Origin of the sequence: Vibrio ostreicida (assembly GCF_013074385.2) — a bacterium.
Lineage (GTDB): Bacteria > Pseudomonadota > Gammaproteobacteria > Enterobacterales > Vibrionaceae > Vibrio > Vibrio ostreicida.
This window is the reverse complement of the sequence record NZ_JABEYA020000007.1, coordinates 122,699-144,006: the sequence shown is the minus strand read 5'-3', so window position 1 is coordinate 144,006 and position 21,308 is coordinate 122,699. Positions and strand designations below refer to the sequence as shown.

The 21,308-nt window shown below is 44.3% G+C and carries 19 protein-coding genes, 1 riboswitch and 1 other annotated feature; of the genes, 13 read left to right on the top strand and 6 right to left on the bottom strand.

Annotation, left to right across the window (positions count from 1 at the left end; all coding sequences use genetic code 11):
• Positions 1 to 53 precede the first annotated feature (53 nt).
• Positions 54 to 461, bottom strand: a complete 408-nt coding sequence (locus HLM86_RS12110) for an H-NS family histone-like protein (protein WP_076587009.1) — start codon at positions 459 to 461, stop codon at positions 54 to 56.
• Positions 462 to 1,047: 586 nt separating this feature from the next.
• Positions 1,048 to 1,230: riboswitch (Lysine riboswitch) on the top strand.
• Positions 1,231 to 1,340: 110 nt separating this feature from the next.
• Here HLM86_RS12110 and HLM86_RS12105 point away from each other — a divergent pair.
• From HLM86_RS12105 to hisIE, 9 genes are all read left to right on the top strand, one after another.
• A complete protein-coding gene (locus HLM86_RS12105) occupies positions 1,341 to 2,942 on the top strand; it encodes a Na+/H+ antiporter NhaC family protein (protein ID WP_076587007.1) in 1,602 nt (533 codons plus the stop codon).
• 176 nt (positions 2,943 to 3,118) lie between these two features.
• Positions 3,119 to 3,252 (top strand) — a sequence feature (His leader region).
• Between the two features lie 40 nt (positions 3,253 to 3,292).
• Positions 3,293 to 4,189, top strand: a complete 897-nt coding sequence (gene hisG / locus HLM86_RS12100) for an ATP phosphoribosyltransferase (protein WP_170882959.1) — start codon at positions 3,293 to 3,295, stop codon at positions 4,187 to 4,189.
• Positions 4,189 to 5,490: a histidinol dehydrogenase gene (gene hisD, locus HLM86_RS12095; protein ID WP_076587003.1), complete on the top strand. Its 1,302-nt coding sequence runs from the start codon at positions 4,189 to 4,191 to the stop codon at positions 5,488 to 5,490. Before hisG ends, hisD begins: the two co-directional genes overlap by 1 nt.
• Positions 5,491 to 5,499: 9 nt before the next feature.
• Complete coding sequence (gene hisC, locus HLM86_RS12090; protein ID WP_170882958.1) at positions 5,500 to 6,540, top strand: histidinol-phosphate transaminase; 1,041 nt, start codon at positions 5,500 to 5,502, stop codon at positions 6,538 to 6,540.
• 129 nt (positions 6,541 to 6,669) lie between these two features.
• On the top strand, positions 6,670 to 7,758 hold the full coding sequence (gene hisB, locus HLM86_RS12085) for a bifunctional histidinol-phosphatase/imidazoleglycerol-phosphate dehydratase HisB (RefSeq protein WP_076586999.1): 1,089 nt from the start codon (positions 6,670 to 6,672) through the stop codon (positions 7,756 to 7,758).
• Between the two features lie 9 nt (positions 7,759 to 7,767).
• Entirely contained in the window at positions 7,768 to 8,382 is a 615-nt protein-coding gene (gene hisH / locus HLM86_RS12080; protein WP_170882956.1) for an imidazole glycerol phosphate synthase subunit HisH, read from the top strand.
• A 43-nt stretch (positions 8,383 to 8,425) separates the two neighbouring features.
• Positions 8,426 to 9,163 (top strand): 1-(5-phosphoribosyl)-5-[(5-phosphoribosylamino)methylideneamino]imidazole-4-carboxamide isomerase, encoded by a 738-nt coding sequence (gene hisA, locus HLM86_RS12075; RefSeq protein WP_170882954.1) that lies wholly within the window; start codon positions 8,426 to 8,428, stop codon positions 9,161 to 9,163.
• Positions 9,145 to 9,918, top strand: coding sequence for an imidazole glycerol phosphate synthase subunit HisF (gene hisF, locus HLM86_RS12070; protein ID WP_170882952.1), 774 nt, complete (start codon positions 9,145 to 9,147; stop codon positions 9,916 to 9,918). Before hisA ends, hisF begins: the two co-directional genes overlap by 19 nt.
• Positions 9,915 to 10,565: a bifunctional phosphoribosyl-AMP cyclohydrolase/phosphoribosyl-ATP diphosphatase HisIE gene (gene hisIE / locus HLM86_RS12065; RefSeq protein WP_009848800.1), complete on the top strand. Its 651-nt coding sequence runs from the start codon at positions 9,915 to 9,917 to the stop codon at positions 10,563 to 10,565. The genes hisF and hisIE overlap by 4 nt, the downstream gene beginning before the upstream one ends.
• 132 nt (positions 10,566 to 10,697) lie before the next feature.
• On the opposite strand, the gene HLM86_RS12060 is transcribed toward hisIE, so the two are convergent.
• Positions 10,698 to 11,153, bottom strand: coding sequence for a hypothetical protein (locus HLM86_RS12060; protein WP_170882950.1), 456 nt, complete (start codon positions 11,151 to 11,153; stop codon positions 10,698 to 10,700).
• 9 nt (positions 11,154 to 11,162) lie between these two features.
• Positions 11,163 to 13,118 carry an alkyl/aryl-sulfatase gene (locus HLM86_RS12055; RefSeq protein ID WP_170882948.1) on the bottom strand — a complete coding sequence of 652 codons (1,956 nt, stop codon included), beginning with the start codon at positions 13,116 to 13,118 and terminating at the stop codon, positions 11,163 to 11,165.
• Positions 13,119 to 13,592: 474 nt separating this feature from the next.
• Between HLM86_RS12055 and HLM86_RS12050 the strand changes: the two genes are divergently transcribed.
• Positions 13,593 to 14,474 carry an EAL domain-containing protein gene (locus HLM86_RS12050; protein WP_170882946.1) on the top strand — a complete coding sequence of 294 codons (882 nt, stop codon included), beginning with the start codon at positions 13,593 to 13,595 and terminating at the stop codon, positions 14,472 to 14,474.
• 93 nt (positions 14,475 to 14,567) lie between these two features.
• On the opposite strand, the gene HLM86_RS12045 is transcribed toward HLM86_RS12050, so the two are convergent.
• Together HLM86_RS12045 and HLM86_RS12040 are read right to left on the bottom strand one after the other, a co-directional pair.
• Positions 14,568 to 15,308, bottom strand: coding sequence for a winged helix-turn-helix domain-containing protein (locus HLM86_RS12045; RefSeq protein ID WP_076586981.1), 741 nt, complete (start codon positions 15,306 to 15,308; stop codon positions 14,568 to 14,570).
• Positions 15,309 to 15,611: 303 nt separating this feature from the next.
• The gene (locus HLM86_RS12040) at positions 15,612 to 16,583 is read right to left on the bottom strand and encodes a GlxA family transcriptional regulator (protein WP_076586979.1); all 972 of its coding nucleotides are present in this window, start codon (positions 16,581 to 16,583) and stop codon (positions 15,612 to 15,614) included.
• Between the two features lie 524 nt (positions 16,584 to 17,107).
• Here HLM86_RS12040 and HLM86_RS12035 point away from each other — a divergent pair.
• The 3 genes from HLM86_RS12035 to HLM86_RS12025 all read left to right on the top strand — a co-directional run bounded on the left by HLM86_RS12035 (position 17,108) and on the right by HLM86_RS12025 (position 19,930).
• A complete protein-coding gene (locus HLM86_RS12035; RefSeq protein ID WP_170882944.1) occupies positions 17,108 to 18,526 on the top strand; it encodes an EAL domain-containing protein in 1,419 nt (472 codons plus the stop codon).
• Between the two features lie 134 nt (positions 18,527 to 18,660).
• Complete coding sequence (locus tag HLM86_RS12030) at positions 18,661 to 19,455, top strand: winged helix-turn-helix domain-containing protein (protein ID WP_076586975.1); 795 nt, start codon at positions 18,661 to 18,663, stop codon at positions 19,453 to 19,455.
• Complete coding sequence (locus tag HLM86_RS12025) at positions 19,439 to 19,930, top strand: hypothetical protein (RefSeq protein ID WP_076586973.1); 492 nt, start codon at positions 19,439 to 19,441, stop codon at positions 19,928 to 19,930. Before HLM86_RS12030 ends, HLM86_RS12025 begins: the two co-directional genes overlap by 17 nt.
• Positions 19,931 to 19,946: 16 nt before the next feature.
• Here the strand turns inward: HLM86_RS12025 and HLM86_RS12020 are convergent, their stop codons facing one another.
• Positions 19,947 to 21,164, bottom strand: a complete 1,218-nt coding sequence (locus HLM86_RS12020) for a putative manganese transporter (RefSeq protein WP_170882943.1) — start codon at positions 21,162 to 21,164, stop codon at positions 19,947 to 19,949.
• Positions 21,165 to 21,308: the final 144 nt, after the last annotated feature.

The window sequence follows — 21,308 nt, the reverse complement described above, 5'->3', positions numbered from 1 at the left end:
CGCAATTGCGAGGCCTTTTTATATGCAAGAAAGTGTTTTTTTAGTCAGGAAGATTAAATTAGGAAATCATTCAAAGACTTACCTGAATCAATTTGTTCTTGTATTGCTGAAGGTGTACGTCCTTGGCCTGTCCAAGTTTTTTCATCACCACTGCCATCGATATATTTGTATTTTGCTGGACGAGGTGCACGTTTTGATTTTTGTTTCCCTGATGCTTCGCCTGCTAATGCGGAGATAACCATGTCTTTATCCAGACCGAGCTGTTTAATTTGGTCAGCGATATCGGCAAGTTTTGCTTCTTGCGCTGCCATCGCTTCACGCTCTGCGTCTGCTGCTTCTTTGCGTTCTGCAACGACTACCGATAATTTATCCAGAGCTTCTTCTAGTTGTTCAAACGTTAGTTCACGAGCGAAAGCACGAAGGCTGCGAATGTTTAATAGAGTTTTCGTTAGTTCAGACATGTAATATCCTATTTTATTAAAAGCATCGATGGAATAAATACTAAACCTGTATTATCCGTAATACAATATTTTCAAGTTAAATAGCCTTAAAAAATTATTATACGGACACTTAAAATCTTAGATACTGAGAGAATTCTTGCTAATTAAGTTAACCATGTTGCATAAAGTATCAATTTTTTTTGTGATTTTGTTTCTAGTAATAATGAATGAGTTTCATAGATGTCAGGGTATTTATTGAGAACTCTGACGATTCTGATTATATCCTGACATTTTTATAGCTTTACACTGACTGTTTCTTAATAACCTATGTTTTTTGTAAATATTCTTATTCAATGGATAAATGAATAATGTGTTTATACAAACATAGAACGAGTTCGTCGGAATCTCCATCTTGGAATCGATCCCATTTTTAGCCGAGAGTATGAACAATGATGAAAGTACGTATTGGTCGTGAAATAATAGCCAAAGCATTTTCAAGAATAATGTATTGAAATGGTAACTAAACTAAGTACAATAGCCGCCACCTAATGCGATGCTATGTTTACATTACTGTTGGTTAACCTCGATAGTAGTGTTAAGTTTCAGCGATCGCGGTAGAGGCGCAAAATGAATAAGTAGTATTTGCTGGGGTGATGCCAATGAGCGATACGAAAGGTTGTTTTGCCGAAGTGAGTCTCCCGATCAAAGAGGCTCGCTGGGGTTACGCCCGAAAGGGGTAACACTGCCATAGTCTATAATTTTTTTGAAACTATGGAGCGCTACTGTAGGGTTGGGTGGAGTACTTGCTCCCCCGTCGCTCATTCCAAATAAATGTCGAGATATAGCATCTTGCGTTTTTCTGCAGTAGATCTCTAACCTTATTACTGGTTTTTGAAGATCATGAATTTAATTGATTTTGCATCATCTCCTATCTCCTTGCTACCGCCATTGGTCGCGTTGAGTCTGGCAATCATCACCCGTCGTGTACTGGTGTCCCTCGGTGTTGGTATAGCGCTTGGCGCTTTCCTCCTTAACGACTATTTATTTGGTGATACGCTGAGCTATCTCCGCTCGACAGTCTCCAGTGTGGTGGTTGAAGACGGTGGCATCAATACTTGGAATATGAGTATTGTCGGTTTCCTGCTGTTACTCGGTATGATGACTGCGCTGCTTACTCTCTCGGGGGGGACTCGGGCTTTTGCCGAATGGGCACAGACTCGCGTTAAAAGTAAACGTGGTTCCAAATTACTGGCCGCCTTTCTTGGTGTTTTTATTTTCGTTGACGACTATTTTAATAGTTTGGCCGTCGGTGCTATCTCGCGTCCTGTGACTGATAGGTTCTATGTGTCGCGTGCTAAATTGGCCTATATCCTCGATTCTACCGCCGCTCCCATGTGTGTGATTATGCCTGCCTCTAGTTGGGGGGCTTACATCATGACTATTATTGGGGGTATTCTCGTTTCACACGGTATTACAGAGTACTCCGCGTTGGGCGCTTATGTTCGTTTGATCCCGATGAACTTCTATGCGGTATTTGCCCTGCTGATGGTGTTTGCTGTGGCGTGGTTTGGCCTTGATATAGGTAAGATGCGTGTTCACGAGATTGCGGCTTCCCAAGGGCATGGCTTTGAAAATGAACAAGATGACAATGTTCAGCAGGCGCATGATATCAATGAAGAGCTCGATATTAGAGAAAGTGAGAGTGGTAAAGTTTTTGACCTGATTTTACCCATCGTTTTTCTTATTGTCGCAACCATTGCCTCAATGATTTTTACAGGTGGTGAGGCTTTACATGCTGATGGTAAGGCATTCAGTCTGTTGGGCGCTTTTGAGAACACTGATGTCGGTGCGTCTCTCATTTATGGCGGCTTAGTCGGGCTTGCTGTTGCGTTATTTACTGTAGTAAAGCAACGGATTTCATTCGGTGAAATATCACGCACGCTTTGGATCGGCGCTAAGTCTATGTTTGGCGCGATTTTGATTCTTTTCTTTGCGTGGACGATAGGCTCTGTTATTGGTGATATGAATACGGGTAAATATTTGTCAACGCTTGCTCAAGGTAATATCAATCCCCATTGGTTGCCAGTCATTTTGTTTTTGCTATCTGGCTTGATGGCATTCTCAACCGGTACCTCATGGGGGACATTTGGTATAATGCTGCCGATTGCTGGTGATATGGCAGGGGCCACTGACATTACATTGATGTTGCCGATGTTGAGCGCGGTATTAGCGGGTTCGGTTTTCGGTGATCATTGCTCACCTATCTCTGATACCACCATACTGTCTTCGACAGGCGCTCGCTGCAACCATATTGATCATGTGGCGACTCAACTTCCTTATGCGCTTTCAGTCGCTGCGGTGTCCAGTGTTGGCTTTATCACGCTTGGGATCACAGCTTCTGTTGCGATCGCGTTTGCCGCTTCAAGCGCCTCTTTTATCGGTGTTTGTTGTGTATTGTCGATGCTATCCAAAGCAAAAATGGCACGCTGTTCCAAAGCGTAACCGCTCGTTTTAAATATTGAGTCAAAAAAGGGCGCTGAGGCGCCCTTTTTATTTGTCATGTACAAATATGGAAAATCCTTAACTTTTTAGTTGAAAAATAATCTTGGCTTGGTTAGTGTGTTTTAAACCAATGAAAGAATTGAGCGACTAAACATGCGTAATTTTGTTATTAATTTCCATCACCATCATCATCCCTTTTAGTCTTTCGGGAGATGTACGCATGACCGGGGGACCCGCTCTCCCGGATGAAGAAGTCGAACACATAAGATTCTAAACCCCCGGAGAGCAAACCTCTCGGGGGTTTTTTAGTTTTACTGATTTAAAAATTAATTTGCACAGGGATAACAGCAATGCAAACACAGCGCCTAAGAATTGCCATTCAAAAGAAAGGTCGTTTGAGTCAAGAATGCCAAGAACTGCTTAAAAAATGTGGGGTTAAGTTTAATATTATGGGTGAGCGTTTAGTGGTTCATTCACTCAACATGCCCATCGATCTTTTGTTGGTTCGGGATGATGATATTCCCGGACTGATTATGGATGGGGTTGTCGATCTTGGATTTATTGGCGAGAATGAGTTAGAAGAAGTACGTCTGGACCGACAGGCGCTTGGTGAACCCAATCAGTTTGTTGCGCTGCGCCGCCTCGACTTCGGTGGTTGCCGGCTTTCTATCGCTATCAACAAAGATGAAGTCTACAACGGCCCACAAGATCTCGCGGGTAAACGTATTGCGACAACGTACCCACAACTACTGAAAGCCTACATGGATGAGCAGGGCGTTGAATTCAGTACTTGTATGCTAACAGGTTCGGTTGAAGTTGCTCCTCGCGCGGGCCTATCTGACGCCATCTCTGATTTGGTTTCAACCGGTGCAACGCTTGAAGCAAACGGCTTGAAAGAAGCGGAAGTGATTTTCCAATCTAAAGCAACACTGATTCAACGTGTTGGTGAGTTCGACGCAGACAAAACCGCATTGATTGAAAAACTCCTGACTCGTATGCAGGGTGTTCAGCAAGCGAAAGAGTCGAAGTACATCATGCTTCACGCACCAACCTCTCAGCTAGAGCAAATCAAAGCACTATTGCCTGGTGCTGAAGATCCGACGGTTCTTCCACTATCAACAGACAAAGACAAAGTTGCCGTTCACCTAGTCAGTACAGAGAACTTGTTCTGGGAAACAATGGAACAGCTTAAAGAGTTGGGTGCAAGCTCGATTCTAGTATTACCAATCGAAAAAATGATGGGGTAGTGACGATGAGAACCGTTGTTTGGCAATCTTTAAGTGAATCACAGCAAGACTCGGTATTAGAGCGTCCAGCTATTACTGAAGGTGCAAACATCACAGCGACTGTTTCTGATGTTATTGCAAAAGTACGAAATGAAGGCGATGCCGCGCTTAAAGCGCTGACCGCAAAGTTTGATGGTGTGACGCCAGAATCTATCCGAGTCAGTTCGGATGAGATCGAATCGGCGAGTGCTCGTCTAACACCAGAGATGAAACAAGCGTTAGAGCAAGCTTACAGCAATATTGCTAAGTTTCACGAAGCTCAGAAGCCTCAGTCCATTAAGGTTGAAACACAGCCGGGCGTTGTGTGTGAGCAAGTGACACGTGCTATTCATACTGTTGGCCTTTATATTCCGGGTGGCAGTGCGCCACTTCCGTCAACGGTTCTTATGTTAGGTGTACCCGCTCAAATCGCCGGTTGCCGTAAGGTTGTGCTTTGTTCACCTCCGCCCATCGCTGATGAAATCTTGTATGTCGCTCAGCTTTGTAAGATCGACGAGGTTTACAACGTTGGTGGTGGCCAAGCGGTGGCTGCCATGGCTTACGGCACCGAGAGTGTGGCTAAAGTCGATAAGATCTTCGGCCCGGGTAATGCCTATGTAACGGAAGCAAAGCGTCAAGTCAGCAATGACTTCCGCGGCGCGGCGATTGATATGCCAGCTGGCCCGTCTGAAGTGTTAGTGATAGCCGATGAAACGGCAGATGCAGACTTCATTGCGGCAGATTTGTTAAGCCAAGCAGAGCACGGTCCTGATTCTCAGGTTGTACTAGTAACGCCATCTCCAGTGGTTGCAGACCAAGTAACAGAAGCGGTTCAGAAGCAACTGAAAGCACTGTCTCGAGCGAATATCGCTCAGCAAGCATTGGCTTCAAGCTTAATCATCATTGCTGAATCGCTCACTCAAGCGATTGCGATTTCGAACTTCTACGGTCCCGAGCACTTGATCGTTCAAACCAAGAATCCACGTGAATTGTTGCCATTGCTCGATAATGCAGGCTCAATTTTCCTTGGTGACTGGTCTCCAGAATCGGCAGGTGATTACGCATCAGGCACAAACCACGTTCTTCCGACTTACGGTTATACCAAGACGTATTCAAGCCTAGGCTTGGCTGACTTCTCTAAGCGAATGACGGTACAAGAGTTAACAGCTGAAGGTTTGAAAGGCCTAGCACCAACAGTAGTGACAATGGCAGAAGCCGAAGGCTTGGATGCACACAAACGTGCTGTGACCATCCGAGTTGAAAAGTTAAATAAAGCGAAATAAGGGTAGGGCATGGAAAAGTTAGCAAGAAAACAAGTGCAGGCTCTGACACCTTACTTGTCAGCAAGACGCATTGGTGGCAGCGGAGATGTATGGTTGAACGCCAACGAGTCTCCATTTGATAACGAGTATAATCTGAACTTGTCTCGTCTTAACCGCTACAGCGAATGTCAGCCAAAAGAGCTGATTGACGCTTACGCTCAATACGCAGGCGTGAAGTCAGAGCAAACTCTGACAACGCGTGGTGCTGATGAAGGTATTGAATTGCTGATTCGTGCTTTCTGTGAGCCGAAAGAAGACGCGATTCTTTACTGCCCACCCACTTACGGTATGTACGCAATCAGTGCAGAGACGATTGGTGTTGAGCGCAAAGTTGTGCCTCTGACTTCTGAATGGCAATTGGATCTTCCAGCTATTGAAGCTCAACTCGACAACGTAAAAGTGGTGTTTGTTTGTAGCCCAAATAACCCAACCGGTAATTTGGTTGACCGTAAAGACATCATCAAGCTGCTTGAAATGACACAAGACAAAGCGATTGTGGTGATGGATGAAGCGTACATCGATTTTTGCCCAGAAGCGTCAACCGTTGATTTGCTTGAGCAATACCCAAACCTAGCGATTCTGCGCACCTTGTCGAAGGCCTTTGCTTTGGCGGGTTTACGTTGTGGCTTTACGTTAGCAAACAAAGCGCTGATCGACGTACTGTTGAAAGTGATTGCTCCTTATCCAGTGCCAATCCCTGTTGCTGACATTGCTGTTCAAGCACTTTCAGAGCAAGGACTCGCGCGAGCTAAGTTCCAAGTTCTGGATTTAAGTGCTAACCGAGCGTATTTGCAAGCGGGTCTATTAGGCATGCCTCAAGTGACGGTATTTGATGGTTGGGGTAACTACCTACTGGTTAAATTCCCAAACGGCGATGAGTTATTTAAAGCGGCTTGGGACACGGGCATCATCTTGCGTAATTCACCCCTTGAAGACTGTGTTCGCATTAGTATTGGTAACCGCGAAGAGTGCGAAAAGACACTTGGATTCATTCGTAACTTTTATCAGTGACGAAAGGCTTACCAGTAATAATAGTTGCCAGTTTGATTTGATTAATTGGGCTGGCAAGTGAAATCAATATTTTGGGCTAGCGTTTGATTTTAGCTAGGCCACCAGATTTAAACTTAAAAGGAAGTTCAAGTGAGTAAACAACAGAAAATACTTTTTATCGACCGTGACGGCACCTTAATTGTTGAGCCGCCCGTGGACTTTCAAGTAGACCGTTTAGACAAGCTAAAATTCGAACCGCTAGTGATTCCTAGCCTGCTTGCTTTGCAAGATGCTGGTTACCGCTTAGTGATGGTCACTAACCAAGATGGTCTAGGTACCGATAGCTACCCACAAGAAGAGTTCGATGCGCCACACAATATGATGATGGAGTTCTTCGAATCTCAAGGCGTTCAGTTTGACGACGTGCTTATTTGCCCTCACTTTGACGAAGACGACTGCTCTTGCCGCAAGCCCAAACTGGGTATGGTTAAAGAGTATCTACAAGGCGGTAAAGTCGACTTCCAACACTCTGTTGTGATTGGCGACCGAATGACGGATCTTCAACTGGCAGAGAATATGGCGATCCGCGGTATTCAATATGGCCCGGATGCGGAAACCGAAGGCACACTTAACTGGCCACAAATCGTTAAAGATCTGACGGTTAATGCACGCGTTGCTGAAGTAGTTCGTACCACGAAAGAAACCGATATCAAGGTAGCCGTAAACCTTGATGAAACCGGTGGCAATAAGATCGATACTGGCATGGGCTTCTTCGACCATATGCTTGACCAAATCGCGACACACGGTGGTTTCCAAATGAACCTGACGGTGAAGGGCGACTTACACATTGATGATCACCATACAGTAGAAGATACCGCTCTTGCGTTAGGCGAAGCACTAAAAGAAGCATTAGGCGACAAACGTGGTATCGGCCGTTTCGGTTTCAGCTTACCAATGGATGAGTGTTTGGCTCAGTGTGCGTTAGACCTTTCTGGCCGTCCATACCTGAAATTCGATGCTAAGTTCAGCCGTGAGCAAGTGGGTGATCTTTCAACAGAGATGGTGGTTCACTTTTTCCGCTCTCTAACTGATACGTTGGCTTGTACGCTGCACCTTTCTTCTGATGGCAATAATGATCACCACATCATTGAGAGCCTATTCAAAGCGTTTGGTCGTACTCTTCGCCAAGCAATCAAAGTTGAAGGTAACGAGTTACCAAGCAGCAAAGGCGTCCTTTAAGGAATCGGTATGAAAGAGCAGAAAGTCGTTATTATTGATACGGGTTGTGCCAACGTTTCTTCGGTGAAGTTTGCGATTGAACGTCTGGGGTACGTCGTTGACATTTCAAAAGAACCAGAAGTGGTTCTTGCTGCCGACAAGCTATTCCTACCCGGTGTAGGTACAGCAAGTGAGGCAATGAAGAACCTGCAAGAGCGTGACCTTGTTACCCTTGTGAAGCAAGTAGAGATGCCTCTGCTAGGTATCTGTTTAGGTATGCAGCTGTTAGGCAAACTGTCACAAGAGAAAGGCCAAAAGGCTGACGAGTTAGTGGAATGCCTAGGTTTGTGTGATGGTGAAGTTCGTTTACTTGAAATGGGCGACTTGCCATTACCGCACATGGGGTGGAACACTGTAACGGCAACACCTAATCACCCTCTATTTAAAGACATTGAAGAAGGCGAATACTTCTACTTTGTTCATAGCTTCGCAATGCCAGTAGGCGACGACACAATCGCACAATGTGATTACGGTAATCCGTTCACTGCGGCGGTTCAAAGTGGCAATTACTACGGGGTTCAGTTCCACCCAGAGCGATCTTCGAAAGCTGGCTCTAAGCTGATTCAGAACTTCTTGGAATTGTAATAAGGATTAGGCAGCGGCTAACGTTGCCATATAAGGAATGTAAATGATTATTCCCGCGTTAGATTTAATTGAAGGCCAAGTAGTTCGCTTATTCCAAGGAGACTACGGGCAAGTAACAGAATACAAAGTAGACCCAGCAGAGCAGTTTAATCTGTATCACCAAGCTGGCGCTGGCTGGTTACACCTTGTTGACTTAACGGGCGCAAAAGACACAACGGCTCGTCAGTTAGACTTGATTGCTAAGCTCCTTGCTAGCACGCCTGCCAACATCCAGATTGGTGGTGGCGTGCGTAACGAACAAGATGTCATTGCTCTACTAGAAGCTGGCGCACAGCGCGTTGTGGTTGGTTCTACAGCCGTTAAGCAACCTGAGTTGGTGAAAGGTTGGATGGAGAAGTACGGCGCGGAAAAAATTGTGCTGGCTCTAGACATCAACATTGACGAAAGCGGCACACGTAAAGTGGCGATTTCAGGTTGGCAAGAAGATTCAGGCGTGACCATTGAAGCGCTGATTGAAGACTACCTCACAGTTGGTCTTAAACACGTGCTGTGTACCGATATTTCACGCGATGGCACGCTAGAAGGATCAAACGTAGAGCTATATGTTGATCTTTGTAAGCAGTACCCACAAGTGCAATTCCAATCATCGGGCGGCATTGGCAGCCTAGCGGATATCGAAGCGCTTAAAGGCAGCGGTGTTGCGGGTGTGATTGTGGGTCGTGCACTACTTGATGGCAAGTTTACCGCAGAGGAGGCATTTGCATGTTGGCAAAGCGAATAATCCCTTGTTTGGATGTCCGTGACGGACAAGTGGTTAAGGGCGTTCAGTTCCGTAACCACGAAATTATTGGTGACATCGTTCCGCTAGCACAACGCTATGCAGAAGAGGGCGCCGATGAACTGGTATTTTATGACATCACCGCATCAAGCGATGGCCGTGTCGTCGACAAGAGCTGGGTAAAACGCGTAGCAGAGGTGATCGATATTCCTTTCTGTGTGGCTGGTGGTATTAAGTCCGCACAAGATGCAGCGCGTATTCTTGAGTTTGGTGCGGATAAAGTATCTATCAACTCGCCGGCATTGGCTAATCCACAGCTGATCACTGACCTTGCTGATAAGTTTGGCGTGCAGTGTATCGTTGTCGGTATCGATTCATACTTCGATAAAGAAACCGGTAAATATCAGGTTTACCAGTTCACTGGTGATGAAGCGCGTACGAAAGCAACCAAATGGGAAACCAAAGATTGGGTGCAAGAAGTCCAGAAGCGTGGCGCAGGTGAGATTGTGTTAAACATGATGAACCAAGATGGCGTTCGTAACGGCTATGACATCGATCAGTTAAACATGGTGCGTGAAGTGTGTAATGTGCCATTGATTGCCTCTGGTGGCGCAGGCGCAATGGAACACTTTGCTGAAGCCTACAAAAAGACCAACGTGGACGGCGCGTTAGCGGCTTCGGTATTCCACAAGCAAGTCATCAATATTGGTGAACTTAAACAGTATTTAAAACAACAAGATGTAGAGGTGCGACTATGAGTTTTGAAACCGCAAGCTTATCAAAAACAGAAGTAGGCGCATTGTCAGAGCGTATTAACTGGGAAAAAGTCGATGGCTTAGTGCCAGCGATTGTTCAAGATTACCAGTCAAGCCAAGTGTTAATGATGGGATACATGAACCCAGCAGCACTTGAGAAAACCGGTGAAACAGGTAATGTGACGTTTTTCTCTCGCACCAAAGAGCGTCTTTGGACGAAAGGTGAAACGTCGGGCAACGTATTGCAACTGCAAAATATCGCCTTGGACTGTGACAGCGACACCTTACTGGTTAAAGTTAATCCCATTGGTCCAACGTGCCATACAGGTACAACAACGTGTTGGGATGGAGACAAGCAAGAAGAGTCTCAGATGGTGTGGCTTCATCAGCTTGAGCAGTTACTGGCTGCCCGCAAGGACGCAGACCCTGAGTCTTCTTATACTGCCAGTCTCTATGCCCGTGGCACCAAGCGTATTTCGCAAAAAGTGGGCGAAGAAGGCGTTGAAGTCGCGCTTGCGGCGACGTCGGGCGATAAGGCGGAATTAGTGTGTGAATCAGCAGATTTGATTTACCACTTGATGGTTCTTCTTCAAGACCAAGGCTTATCGATGAACGATGTGGTGAACAAATTAAAAGAGCGCCATAAATAACGTGAACAACGCCCATAAGCCATTACAGCCCAATGGGTTTTGATGGCTAATGGGCGTTTCAATTCATATTTATCGAGATCTCCAGATACGCCCCTATCTTTGTGATACAAACTTATCTGGTTACTCTTGTCACTAAAACCGAGCAATGCCCAATATTTTTGCGCCATTTAAGTCGACGTTGCCGTTTACAAGCGCATTTAATGCGGCTTCGCTCAGTAATAACACGGGCTCTTTTTCCATAAACGGCGTTGGTATATGGATATCAAGCCTGTTATCTCTTGATACCTTTGACCAAAGGTGGCTATCGATTAAATAGATATAAGTGACCGATTTGAGTTCGTTCTCATATTTATTGATGAACAGTTTTAACCACCAACTAGCACGTGTCAGGCCTTGCTGTCCTTTCAATGGTTTCACGTCTTGTATACGTCCTGTGTTTAATGCATCAAAGGTTGATATGGCAACATCAATAGAGCCGGGATAACTTTCGGCAAATGGGTTGCGAAACTGACCATCGTAAGTGCAAGCACGAGTGACGAAACTCGTGCAGCTAATAGTGAATGCGAGTAACCATACTCCACCATTCATGACCGTCTCCTATGGTGTCGAGATATTGAACCAGAAATCAAATGTGTCTAGCATGGCGACGAAATCTTTAAAGACTTGTTTATTGCCACTGATCTTGATATCACCATTTGAAATAGCGTGTTCTAATGTCACCAAGCCAAGCTGAACATTGTCGAGCGCTTCTTTCGTCAAGGTCAGTGACACATTAGGCTTAGGGTCTAGCTTAGTGGTGTGATTAAGGACAGAATTTTCGATATAGAGAGTATACTGTTGATCAAGATCGGTGAAATCAATGTTCAGCGTATAATCCTTGCCTGCTGATTTTTCTGGGAGAAGTCGCACCGCGAGGTAGTCGAACAACATTTCTGGTGGCATATTTTTGATGATGTCAGGTGACGCAGTGTTGGTTCCGCCTGAAGATGGTGTACCATTTCTAAGTTCGTATGCGCCTTGCAGATAGACAGAACGCCATGGACCAGATTCGGCCTGATAACCGAGCTGTTCATAGGTATCTGCGAGTAAACGCTTGCCGCGTTTGCTCTGTGGGTTGGCAAACACGACATGCTTTAAAACCTCCGCAACCCAACGATATTTTCCCTTGGAGAAATCTTCCTGTGCTTTGGTGATGACGGCACTTTCTCCCCCCATGTACTCAATATATTTAACCGCGGCGTTTGTCGGAGGCAGGTTATTGAGATCGGATGGGTTGCCACTGTACCAGCCCATATAACGCTGATACACGGCTCGGCTATTGTGTCTTAGCGTTCCATAGTAGCCACGAGTATTCCAGTTAGTTTCTATTTCTTTAGGAAACTTGATGATTTCTGATATTTCTGAACCGATGTAACCTTGATTCATTAAGCGCACCGTTTGATCATGGGTGTACTTGTACATATCGCGTTGCAATTTAAAGTAGTCAACAATTTGATCTTGTCCCCACATCGGCCAATGATGGCTTTGAAACTTAACCGTCACCTCGTCACCCCACATTTCAATGGTTTCATTGAGATAGGATGACCATTTTAATGCATCACGAACTTGAGCGCCTCGCAATGTCAAAATATTGTGCATTGTGTTGGTACTATTTTCTGCCATCCACAAGGCTTTTTTGTCGGGAAACCAAGTGTTTATTTCTGTTGGTGCTTCGGATCCAGGCGTGTATTGAAAAACCATTTTTACACCATCAATGGTATGCTCTTCGCCAGTTTTCTCGATGATAAGTGTAGGACGAATAAGCGTCGCAAGGCCTGTTGAAGTCGTTTGTCCGAGTCCACCATTAACACTGCCCTTGTCATTTTTTGGAAGTAGTGCTCCGTACATATATATGGCGCGGCGCCCCATTGCATTTCCGGCGATTACATTTTCTGAAACGGCATGTTCAGTGAACCCATGGGAGGCGATGATCTGAACTTTGCCGGATTTGACATCCTCTTCATTGACGATCCCTCTTACTCCACCGAAGTGATCAATATGGCTATGGCTATAAATCACCGCTTTCACGGGGCGTTCGCCTAATTCAGTATTGATAAAGTTGAGCGCTGCTTTTGCTGTTTCTTGAGAAATGAGAGGATCGAATACAATCCACCCTGTTTGGCCTTCAATAAAAGTGATGTTGGTGAGGTCGTATCCTCTAACTTGATAGATCCCGTCCGCTACTTTAAACAAGCCGTTGACCATGTTCAGTTGAGCATTGCGCCAAAGGCTAGGGTTGACACTATCAGGTGCTTCGGCGTCCAGTGTGATGAACTGTTTATACTCTTCAAGATCCCAAACTACGTCACCTTGTTCATTTCTTATCGTCACAACATCTTGTTGGGCAATGAATCCTTTTTGGGCATTGTCAAAGTCTTTTTTATTGCTAAAAGGGAGGGATTTATACAGAGCTTTGTTGGTCTCTATTGTCGCTTGAGTGGCGGGTTTTGAGTTTGACCCGAGTGCATAGGAGCTTGCCGTAATGGCAAGCAGTCCGATTAATAAGTGTTTCATCTGTATACCTTTGTAGGATTATATGAGCCTGATTTAATATAGACTATTTGTCGAGTTTTTGTTCCCTGTATCAAAGTCCGTGGTAAACAGAGGGTGGCCAAGGTGATATCCGTTGTGCAATCGCGATATGATCGATTGTGTTCAGCTTTTTTCATCCACTGAGAAAGGCTGTCGAATAAATGCTCGAAACATTATGAATGTATCCAATGATTTGTCGGTATCGCGATTATTTATGATTGACTATGAAGTTCATACCTTTGCTAAGGTGCTGGCCATAGGTAGATATGGAGTAATTATTCTAAAGTGAAAAGGTAATATAACTTCACTGGTCATGAACAGGAAAAAACCTTACATTCCCCGTCCGTATTCACCAACCTTAAACGATGGTGAAGTGAGATTGTATCGGGGTAAATGGCGTGATGATTGGTCAACGGTATATCGATGCAAGATGATTCTAATCGTGAGGTCTCGTCAATGTTTGGAAAATTTCTTAAGTCTATTGAGTCTGGCCAAACTCCGGTTCTTCCAGAGCAGCACCGCTCTCAAGATTTCAGCAAAAGCGAGAGAGAGAATCGGGTTAGTCGCGAGGCCATCTATTCTACTCTTTATGAACTTGATAATTTTCAAGTGCATTATCAACCGATATTTCAAGTGCAATCGGAACATCAGCCCATTGGTTTTGAAGCTTTAGCGAGATGGAAGCATCCCGAGGTGATGAGCCCTGATGAGTTTATTCCGATCATCGAAAGTAACCCCCATTTGCGACGCCAATTCGGCCAGAATATTGCAAAAATGGTCGTGAATGATCTTCAGGGAATGCTTGGCGCTGGATCATCATTTAATTATGTCTCAATGAATGTCAATTTTGATGATCTTAATGAACCGGATTTCGTTCTTTATCTAGCGCAGTTGACGATGGGTTGCCCTGCAATACGCCAACATCTGATACTGGAAATCACGGAAACGACCAAAATTCAAATGACCCAAGAGTTCTCAAACAATATTAAGTTGCTGAGTCGCTTGGGAATCAGAATTGCGCTCGATGACGTGGGGGTCGGGTATGCCAATTTTAGTGCTTTGGGCTTACCATTTTTGTCGGTCATAAAAATTGATAAACATTTGGTCGATGGTATCGAACTCAGCGCCTCAAAGCTCTCCGCATTAAAGAAAATTGTTGAACTTTGTCTTTTGTATGATGTTGTTGTGGTCATTGAAGGCATTGAGACACTGGAACAGCACCACCTCGTAAAAAATGTCATATGTTCAAAAGCCTGTGTCCAAGGTTATTACTATTCTAAACCACGACCCAAGGAAGAATGGTTCGCTACGATGAACACGAACACACACCGAGACTGATTGGGGCTAGGTTCACTGCTTTACCGGCCCTTCGTTAGTCTTCCAAACCCATTGATTAAGCAAAGTGTGTTAATCGTCTGATTGAACATCCAGCTAAGGGATTTGGCACTGCTGGTTGATGTTTGTGATCACAGGAAGCCAATGCTCTTGATGGTCGTAATAGAGTGTCTTCATTTCGATAGTATCGTGAGAAGGAGAGAGAACATAACAGGTCACAGCCGTTTTCTGTACTTTGTTAAAAATAAACAGGGTCTGGATCTTCCTATGTCGACGATTTTTGAGTTGTTCGAAAAGAATGAGACTTTGTGGGTGATTATCTGAAATCATGTGTCCTTTATCGAATTGGTAATATGAGAGCCTTGATGAGGGGTCGTTGTCACGATAAACGTCTTGTACCACCAGTAATATCATCAGTAACACGATAGCCATCAGCAGAGTGTGGTTGGCCTTTTTCACCCAAAAGAGAGGAAATGTGCTTCTTTGGGGTAAGGGTTTCTTTTCACTTTTGGTGAAGGTGGGTAAAGATGTCAGCTGCATTGTGATTTGTTTGGGGAGCACCATATAGCCTGATTTAGGGTAAGTCTTTATCACATTCTGTTGACGACCATTATCACCCAGCGCTAAACGAAGTTGCGCAATCGCTTGAGGTAGGCTTGAACTAGAAACTGGACGCGTACCCCAGCCTGCTTTGATCAAAGATTCTTTACTGACGACATTTCCTTCATTTACCAGCAGTAACTCCAACACGTTTGCTTCGGGTGTTTTTAGTTTGCGTTGATGGCCATCAGGTATGTGTTGGAGCTGATATCGGGCGAGCGGATCAAAATTCCACATGATGTACTTGAGTCCCCCAGACTAGAAACGCTCTTTAGTGAGTACGTTTTGGATATGGACAAGGTGCGTCTATATATATTGATATTATTAACAAAATACAATCTCAAAAGCACTAGATGGCATAAATGTGGATTGGTTATGTCCTGTTTGTCCTTGCAATAATCTTATGTTTCGTTGAGCGATGTAATTCAAGAAAACGAGGTGAGCGTATCACTCAGTGATGTATTTCTATGGCCCTTGTCGCTAACATTTGAACGACTCGCGTTAGCGCATGGGTAGCTCCCTTTTTCATACCCAACCGGTTTAGAATGCTTGCGCTGATTTACGATATTCAGTGGGTGTCATAGCAAAGAACTTTTTGAACAACTCTCTAAAGTGGTTTGGGTCTGAATAGCCAATTTGGTAACTGATTTGTTCAATGGTCAACTTGGTACGGTCTAACTTATCTCTTGCTGTGGCGAGTTTGATGCGCTGAATATAACTCATCGGAGGCTCACCCACTGCAGCCTTAAAACGTCGTTTCATCTGTCTTTCACTTAGGTGACATTTTTCAGCACAAATCGCGACCGATAGTTGCATCGGATTCGCCGCATGCATCCAGTTCTGAAGAGTGTGAATGACGTTATCATTGTGTTGGCGATAGTCGATCCTATTTGATAAACATGCTTGTTGGATGTCGTCAATCGTACTGGAGATCAACTCTTCACACTTTTGCCTTTGAAACCGACCAAATATCTCATCAACGATCAGCATGGTCGCCCTCATAAAATTGTTCGTCCCAGATACGCAAATGACATTATTGTCACGGGTAATGGGCTCTTGAGGCATCAGTTTTATATTGGGGAACTGAGCTCTGAAAAAATTGGTATACAACCAATGGGTGGTGGCCACCTTTAGAGCATCAATATGTCCGAGGACAAAACTTCCCGAACAGGAGGCGATCACATGAGCCGACAGACAAAGTCTTCTGAGATGAGTTTTATGATGATTGTCGATTTCCCAAAGCCTTGCCTGTGGATCGCCACAAGAACTGATCACAACGACATCGCTTTGACTGATTAAGGCTAACTCAGTGGTCGGGACAATGGGCAAACCACTGGAGGAATACACGGTTGAATTTGTCGGTGAGACATAGTCAATTTTTGGCTTAGGCATTCCCGCCAATTGAGAGGCTGAGAGTAGGCATTCTATCGGACCAGAAACCGAGGTCATAGCGAACCCTTCGATGACGAAAACAGCGATACGCAATGGTGCGGTTAGAGAATTTTTAATCATTGCCTAGTACTTTTTAAAATCTATGAAATGAGGGGAGTAATTTCCTAGATTCTGCCTTTACATGCCAATTAACTCTTATGATCTTTCGTCTGTGCCCTATCAAGAGGAAGGTTTTGTGTGAGAGTTAATTAATTTCATATAATCAGTAGGTTAATATAATTTTCATGAAATTCTCGTTTGTGTTTTTAATACGATTTTCCTCTTTAATTAGAGTGATTAACCTATTTTTTGACTGGCATTATTCGAGAAGGGCGCTCTATCGTTAGGAGAAATTTTCAGGATTTCTCATTAGTGATTAATTGACTCAATTGTCACCTTTTACATTTAAAAATGGCACTAATGTCACATTTTTTTGCTGTACAATTGCAACGACGGAGCGCGCTGGATAGTGCGCTCGCTGACGTTAAACCACGGCCTGAAATGAAGGATAACGTCGATAAAATGGGTGGCCAATGTTTACTTCTTATTCAATGCTGGCGGAAGGAAGCGAATCGCTAACGTTGACTAACTATAGGTGATTAGATATGACTTTAGGCGGGACGAATCTCATAGTCTTGGCGTTCACCTTTTTGTCTGCTGCGATACCATCGATCTACTTTTACTTGCGCTCTGCATCGGTAACACAATTACATAGCCAAGTATTAAAGCAGTTACAAAAGGAAAAGAAACGACTCTCCCTTGCGCCATTTTTCAGCAAAGACAGTGCGTTGCCCAACTACGATTACATCAAAAGCAAACTGACGAATATATCAGTCGATGATGATGCCTACTTCAATGTATTTGCTGTTTGTGTGGGCGGCTGCGCGGAATATTACGAACATCTCAATATCGCAACCCAAACGGATATTAAAAAAAGGATTCATAGTCAATTGTCCTCTGAGTTGTCGCCTTATCTCATGGGTTTATTGGAAGACAAATACCATATTTTGGTGTTTAGCCAGGCCGAACCCTGGACGCAGCAACAGCAAAGTGCGCAAAAAGAGCGTGTAGAAATGGCACTACCTCAATCGATTGATGTGAAGGAGTCGGGTCGTGTTCTGGACTACTCGTTAACGAGTATCACCTTCTCAAACAAGCAATTTTCTCAAAAAGATCAAGGGTTACTTCGGAGGCTTAAGTTTGGTTTGAAGCAAGCTCAACGTACCACCACGCACTACTACCCTCATGAAGAATCAGCTTATCAAGATCACCTTACTCTAAGGAAAGTCACGGAATCCTTAAAGAACGGATTGAGTGTTATGCATCCCGCATTCTCTTGGAATGGTCAGCCAGTTAAGTCGGGTCTCAACCAGAGCAATGTGGTGTTGTGGTCAATGGATTGGAAGTGGCCTGCGTTGCCTAGCTATAGCAATGCTTCTATTCGGGAAATAGTGTCGAAGACGCCGCGACTAAACTACAAGTTGACGATGGAAATGCTGAAAAGTCTGAGTAGAGAAGGCGCAGAAATCAAAGAGGCTTGCCTCTCTTTGCCTATTTCAATTAACGATTTGAGCTTTGACGCCTTCTATGATGACTTTTCCTCAATCACACAAGAGATGAGGGGACTCGGGGTATCCTTAGTGTTACTCCTGTCTATCCCTACAGGTACAGTGATAACGGCTAATGTAACGGAAATGATGAATAAACTTAGGGCTCTTGGCGTTGAATTTGCGACTGAGGTACTTGGTGATGGATATGGGAATCTATCGGAATTATGTAAGCTGCCTTTCTCATACTTCAAGGTGAGTGGTGACTACATAAGCAAAAGTGTTAAAGATAGCGTGTCGTACGAAGTGATGCGTTTTTTAATTCGAACCTGCGAACAGCAAAATATGACGTTGTGGGTCACAGATGTAGAGACGGCGTCAGAATTAAAAGTATTACCAGCAAAAGGGTGCTTGATCGTTCAAGGTACTCAGTTAGGTCGAGTAAGCGGTTTAAGGTCACTCCCTATTTTTCGTTGACGCTTTGTAGCGCATTGGTTTGGTCGACCCTATATTTATATTATTGATAATTATGGCATTAAATGAAAACTGATAGAGAGTTGACTATACTCTTTGGCAGACAGTAGCAAGTTTACTTGCCAAAGGAGGCGGTGGTGGTAGGTGAGTGTGACCAAATGGGATCAAATAGATGGCGGCTTAACCCTCTTGAACGGGATCAACTGGTTAACCTTTCTACGCACACAACAAAAAGGTTGAAAAGACCAGATTGCCGTGTTCTTGAGATCTTGGTTGAGAATAGCGGCGAAGTTGTATCGAAGAAAATGTTGCTAGAGCAAGCTTGGAGTGGACGTATTGTCTCAGAATCCAGCCTCACTCAAAGTATTGCTAAAATCAGATTGGCGCTTGGCGACAATGGGAAAGATCAAAAATACATACGCACCGTGCCAAACGGCGGTTATCTGATACTTAAGGATGTGGTTCAACTGATCAACCTAACCAGTCTAGAGGCCCCAAGTGACGTTGTCGCTTTGGGCTATGATCGCCCCGAGTCAAAGAAAAACCAGTTTCGGCCGACGGTGACGCGCATACTTGCGGTTTTGTTGTTGTTGATAGCATCCGCTCAGCTGGTGAGTATCGTCCACAACGTCAGCTTAAAAAATCGACTGACCCTCAATCACTGGGTTGAGCAAAAAGTAGGAAATATCACTTTTACCTACGCTGATAACCCAAAGACAGAAAAATTGTACAAGTTTATCGCTCAGTTTAAAAAGAATAACACGACGGCACCGATCACCGCGGTGATGCTTTCAGTCACCCCTCATGATATCTACCTTTCATGTATCTACCATCACGAAGAAACAGGGGAGAGTCGAGTGAAAAATCTCACATTTACCGCTGAGGAAAATATTTATTTTCTAGAGGACAGTATGAATGAAATCTGTCGATAGCAGATTGTTAATGATTGCCGTCACCTTGGTGGTGATGACTTCTTCGATTGTATTTTTACTCGAACGTGCTGCGACACCTGAGTTTATAAAATCGGATCCCGACTCCCTCTTGTTTAGCAATAATCTGTACTTTAAGGCCAACGGTGACGTGGTGAACTTTCGGGACTACCACACGTTATCACTAGATAAACTTTCCTTTTCTCCCTCTATCACCACGCGTAACATTAATGATGGTGAGAAGAAAATCTTCATTATTTTTGATTTCAATATCTATATTAATAACATTATGAAAATAGGTAATTTTCAAGTAAGAGGCGAGTCATTGGAAAACTCAACGCCTATTGACGCCGAAGCTCACGTCGTGGGGCTGAACAACGACAATTATCTGCAAATTATTCACGATGATGAAAATAACCTTTGTTTTTCTAGTTTAACCACCACCAGTATAAGATGCTTAAGACACATCAATAAGTAGTGTTGTAGGGCCGTTTTTATATCTCAAACAAAAAATAGTACCCATAACCGACAAATAGGGCTGGAATCGCTGAGTAAATAGTAGCGGCCAACGCGGCTTTGGGGGCCAATGCAATGGCCGGGAACAGGGCGTCTCCATCGTTTGAAATGGCATTGGACAATTGTGCTGAAAGTGGGACGGCACCGGAAATGTATAAGCTGGTTACCAGTATCTGAGGGCCGCAGCCAGGAAGTAAGCCTATCGCTAAACCTATGAGTGGCATCCATCCCCCCCAGCCGGAAAAGGCTTCAGAGAGTTCGATTTGAGCAAAAAAGGTGATCAGCTCAAACACCATAAAAGCAAGGATAACCCATGCGGTGACGAAATTGGTATCTTGAGCCGCTTTTTGAAGTGGATGTGAAGACATTGTTTTCGAGTCTTCTGAAACGGTCGACTCATAATCTTTAATCTCTTGGGTTAGAGACCACAACAGCATGCTGACAATGATAAGCCCTGTGCCTAACCATTCCATACTCATTGCGGGTAAATCAATGAGCGCGTTAATGTCGATTTGAAATGAGCCCAATACCGCAATTATGGTTGCGGGAATAATGATCCATTTCCAAAATTCGCCTTGAACATTAATGGCTTTTCTCTCCAGAAAAGAGCATTGTCGATGGCTCTCTGAGTCTCTTGGAAATGGCGCATCGACAGGGGATGTGGTCTTCGGGCGAAGAAAATCATCGCGGTGGATCGCATTGACAACAAGACCAGATAGGCTCCCGACCAAAATACCAATGGCAATGACGGCCAATCCGATATCGGGCTGACTGGCCAATAACAAAAAGGCTGCATCACCCATGGTCGAGGTGAGTACCGCAACTATCGCACCAAAGCCAACACGTCCGCTGATAAATTGCGTAGTGACAATAATAGCGCCGCCGCATCCAGGTAACGCTCCTAACAAGGCAGCGAACAAGACTTGATGGTTGCGTGAAGTCTGATACAACTTCACGAGTTTGGTTTCTTTGTTCATCCATAGCGATAAGTAGTGGTAGATCGCTAATGTAAAAGCAACATAGGTCGAGACTGCCCAAAACGCATCAGAAAGTGTGGTGACAGTTAGTGCGCGGGTGGTCGGGTTTAGCACCAAAGCAAGTAAGCTAATGGGTAAAAGCAGTCTTTTGTAAGCAGGCTTGAACTGAGAAAAAGAAAACCAGCCTAATATTGTCCGAGAGAGTCTGATCGAGTCCATTGTATCTTTGATGCAAATACGAATTATTATCAATATAATTCAGATAATATAATTTGCAACCAAAAACTTGTCACTGGGGCTTTTATTTTGGCTAACCAATGACAAATTTGAAATTTCAGGTAAAGTATTCGCCTTTGTGAGTAA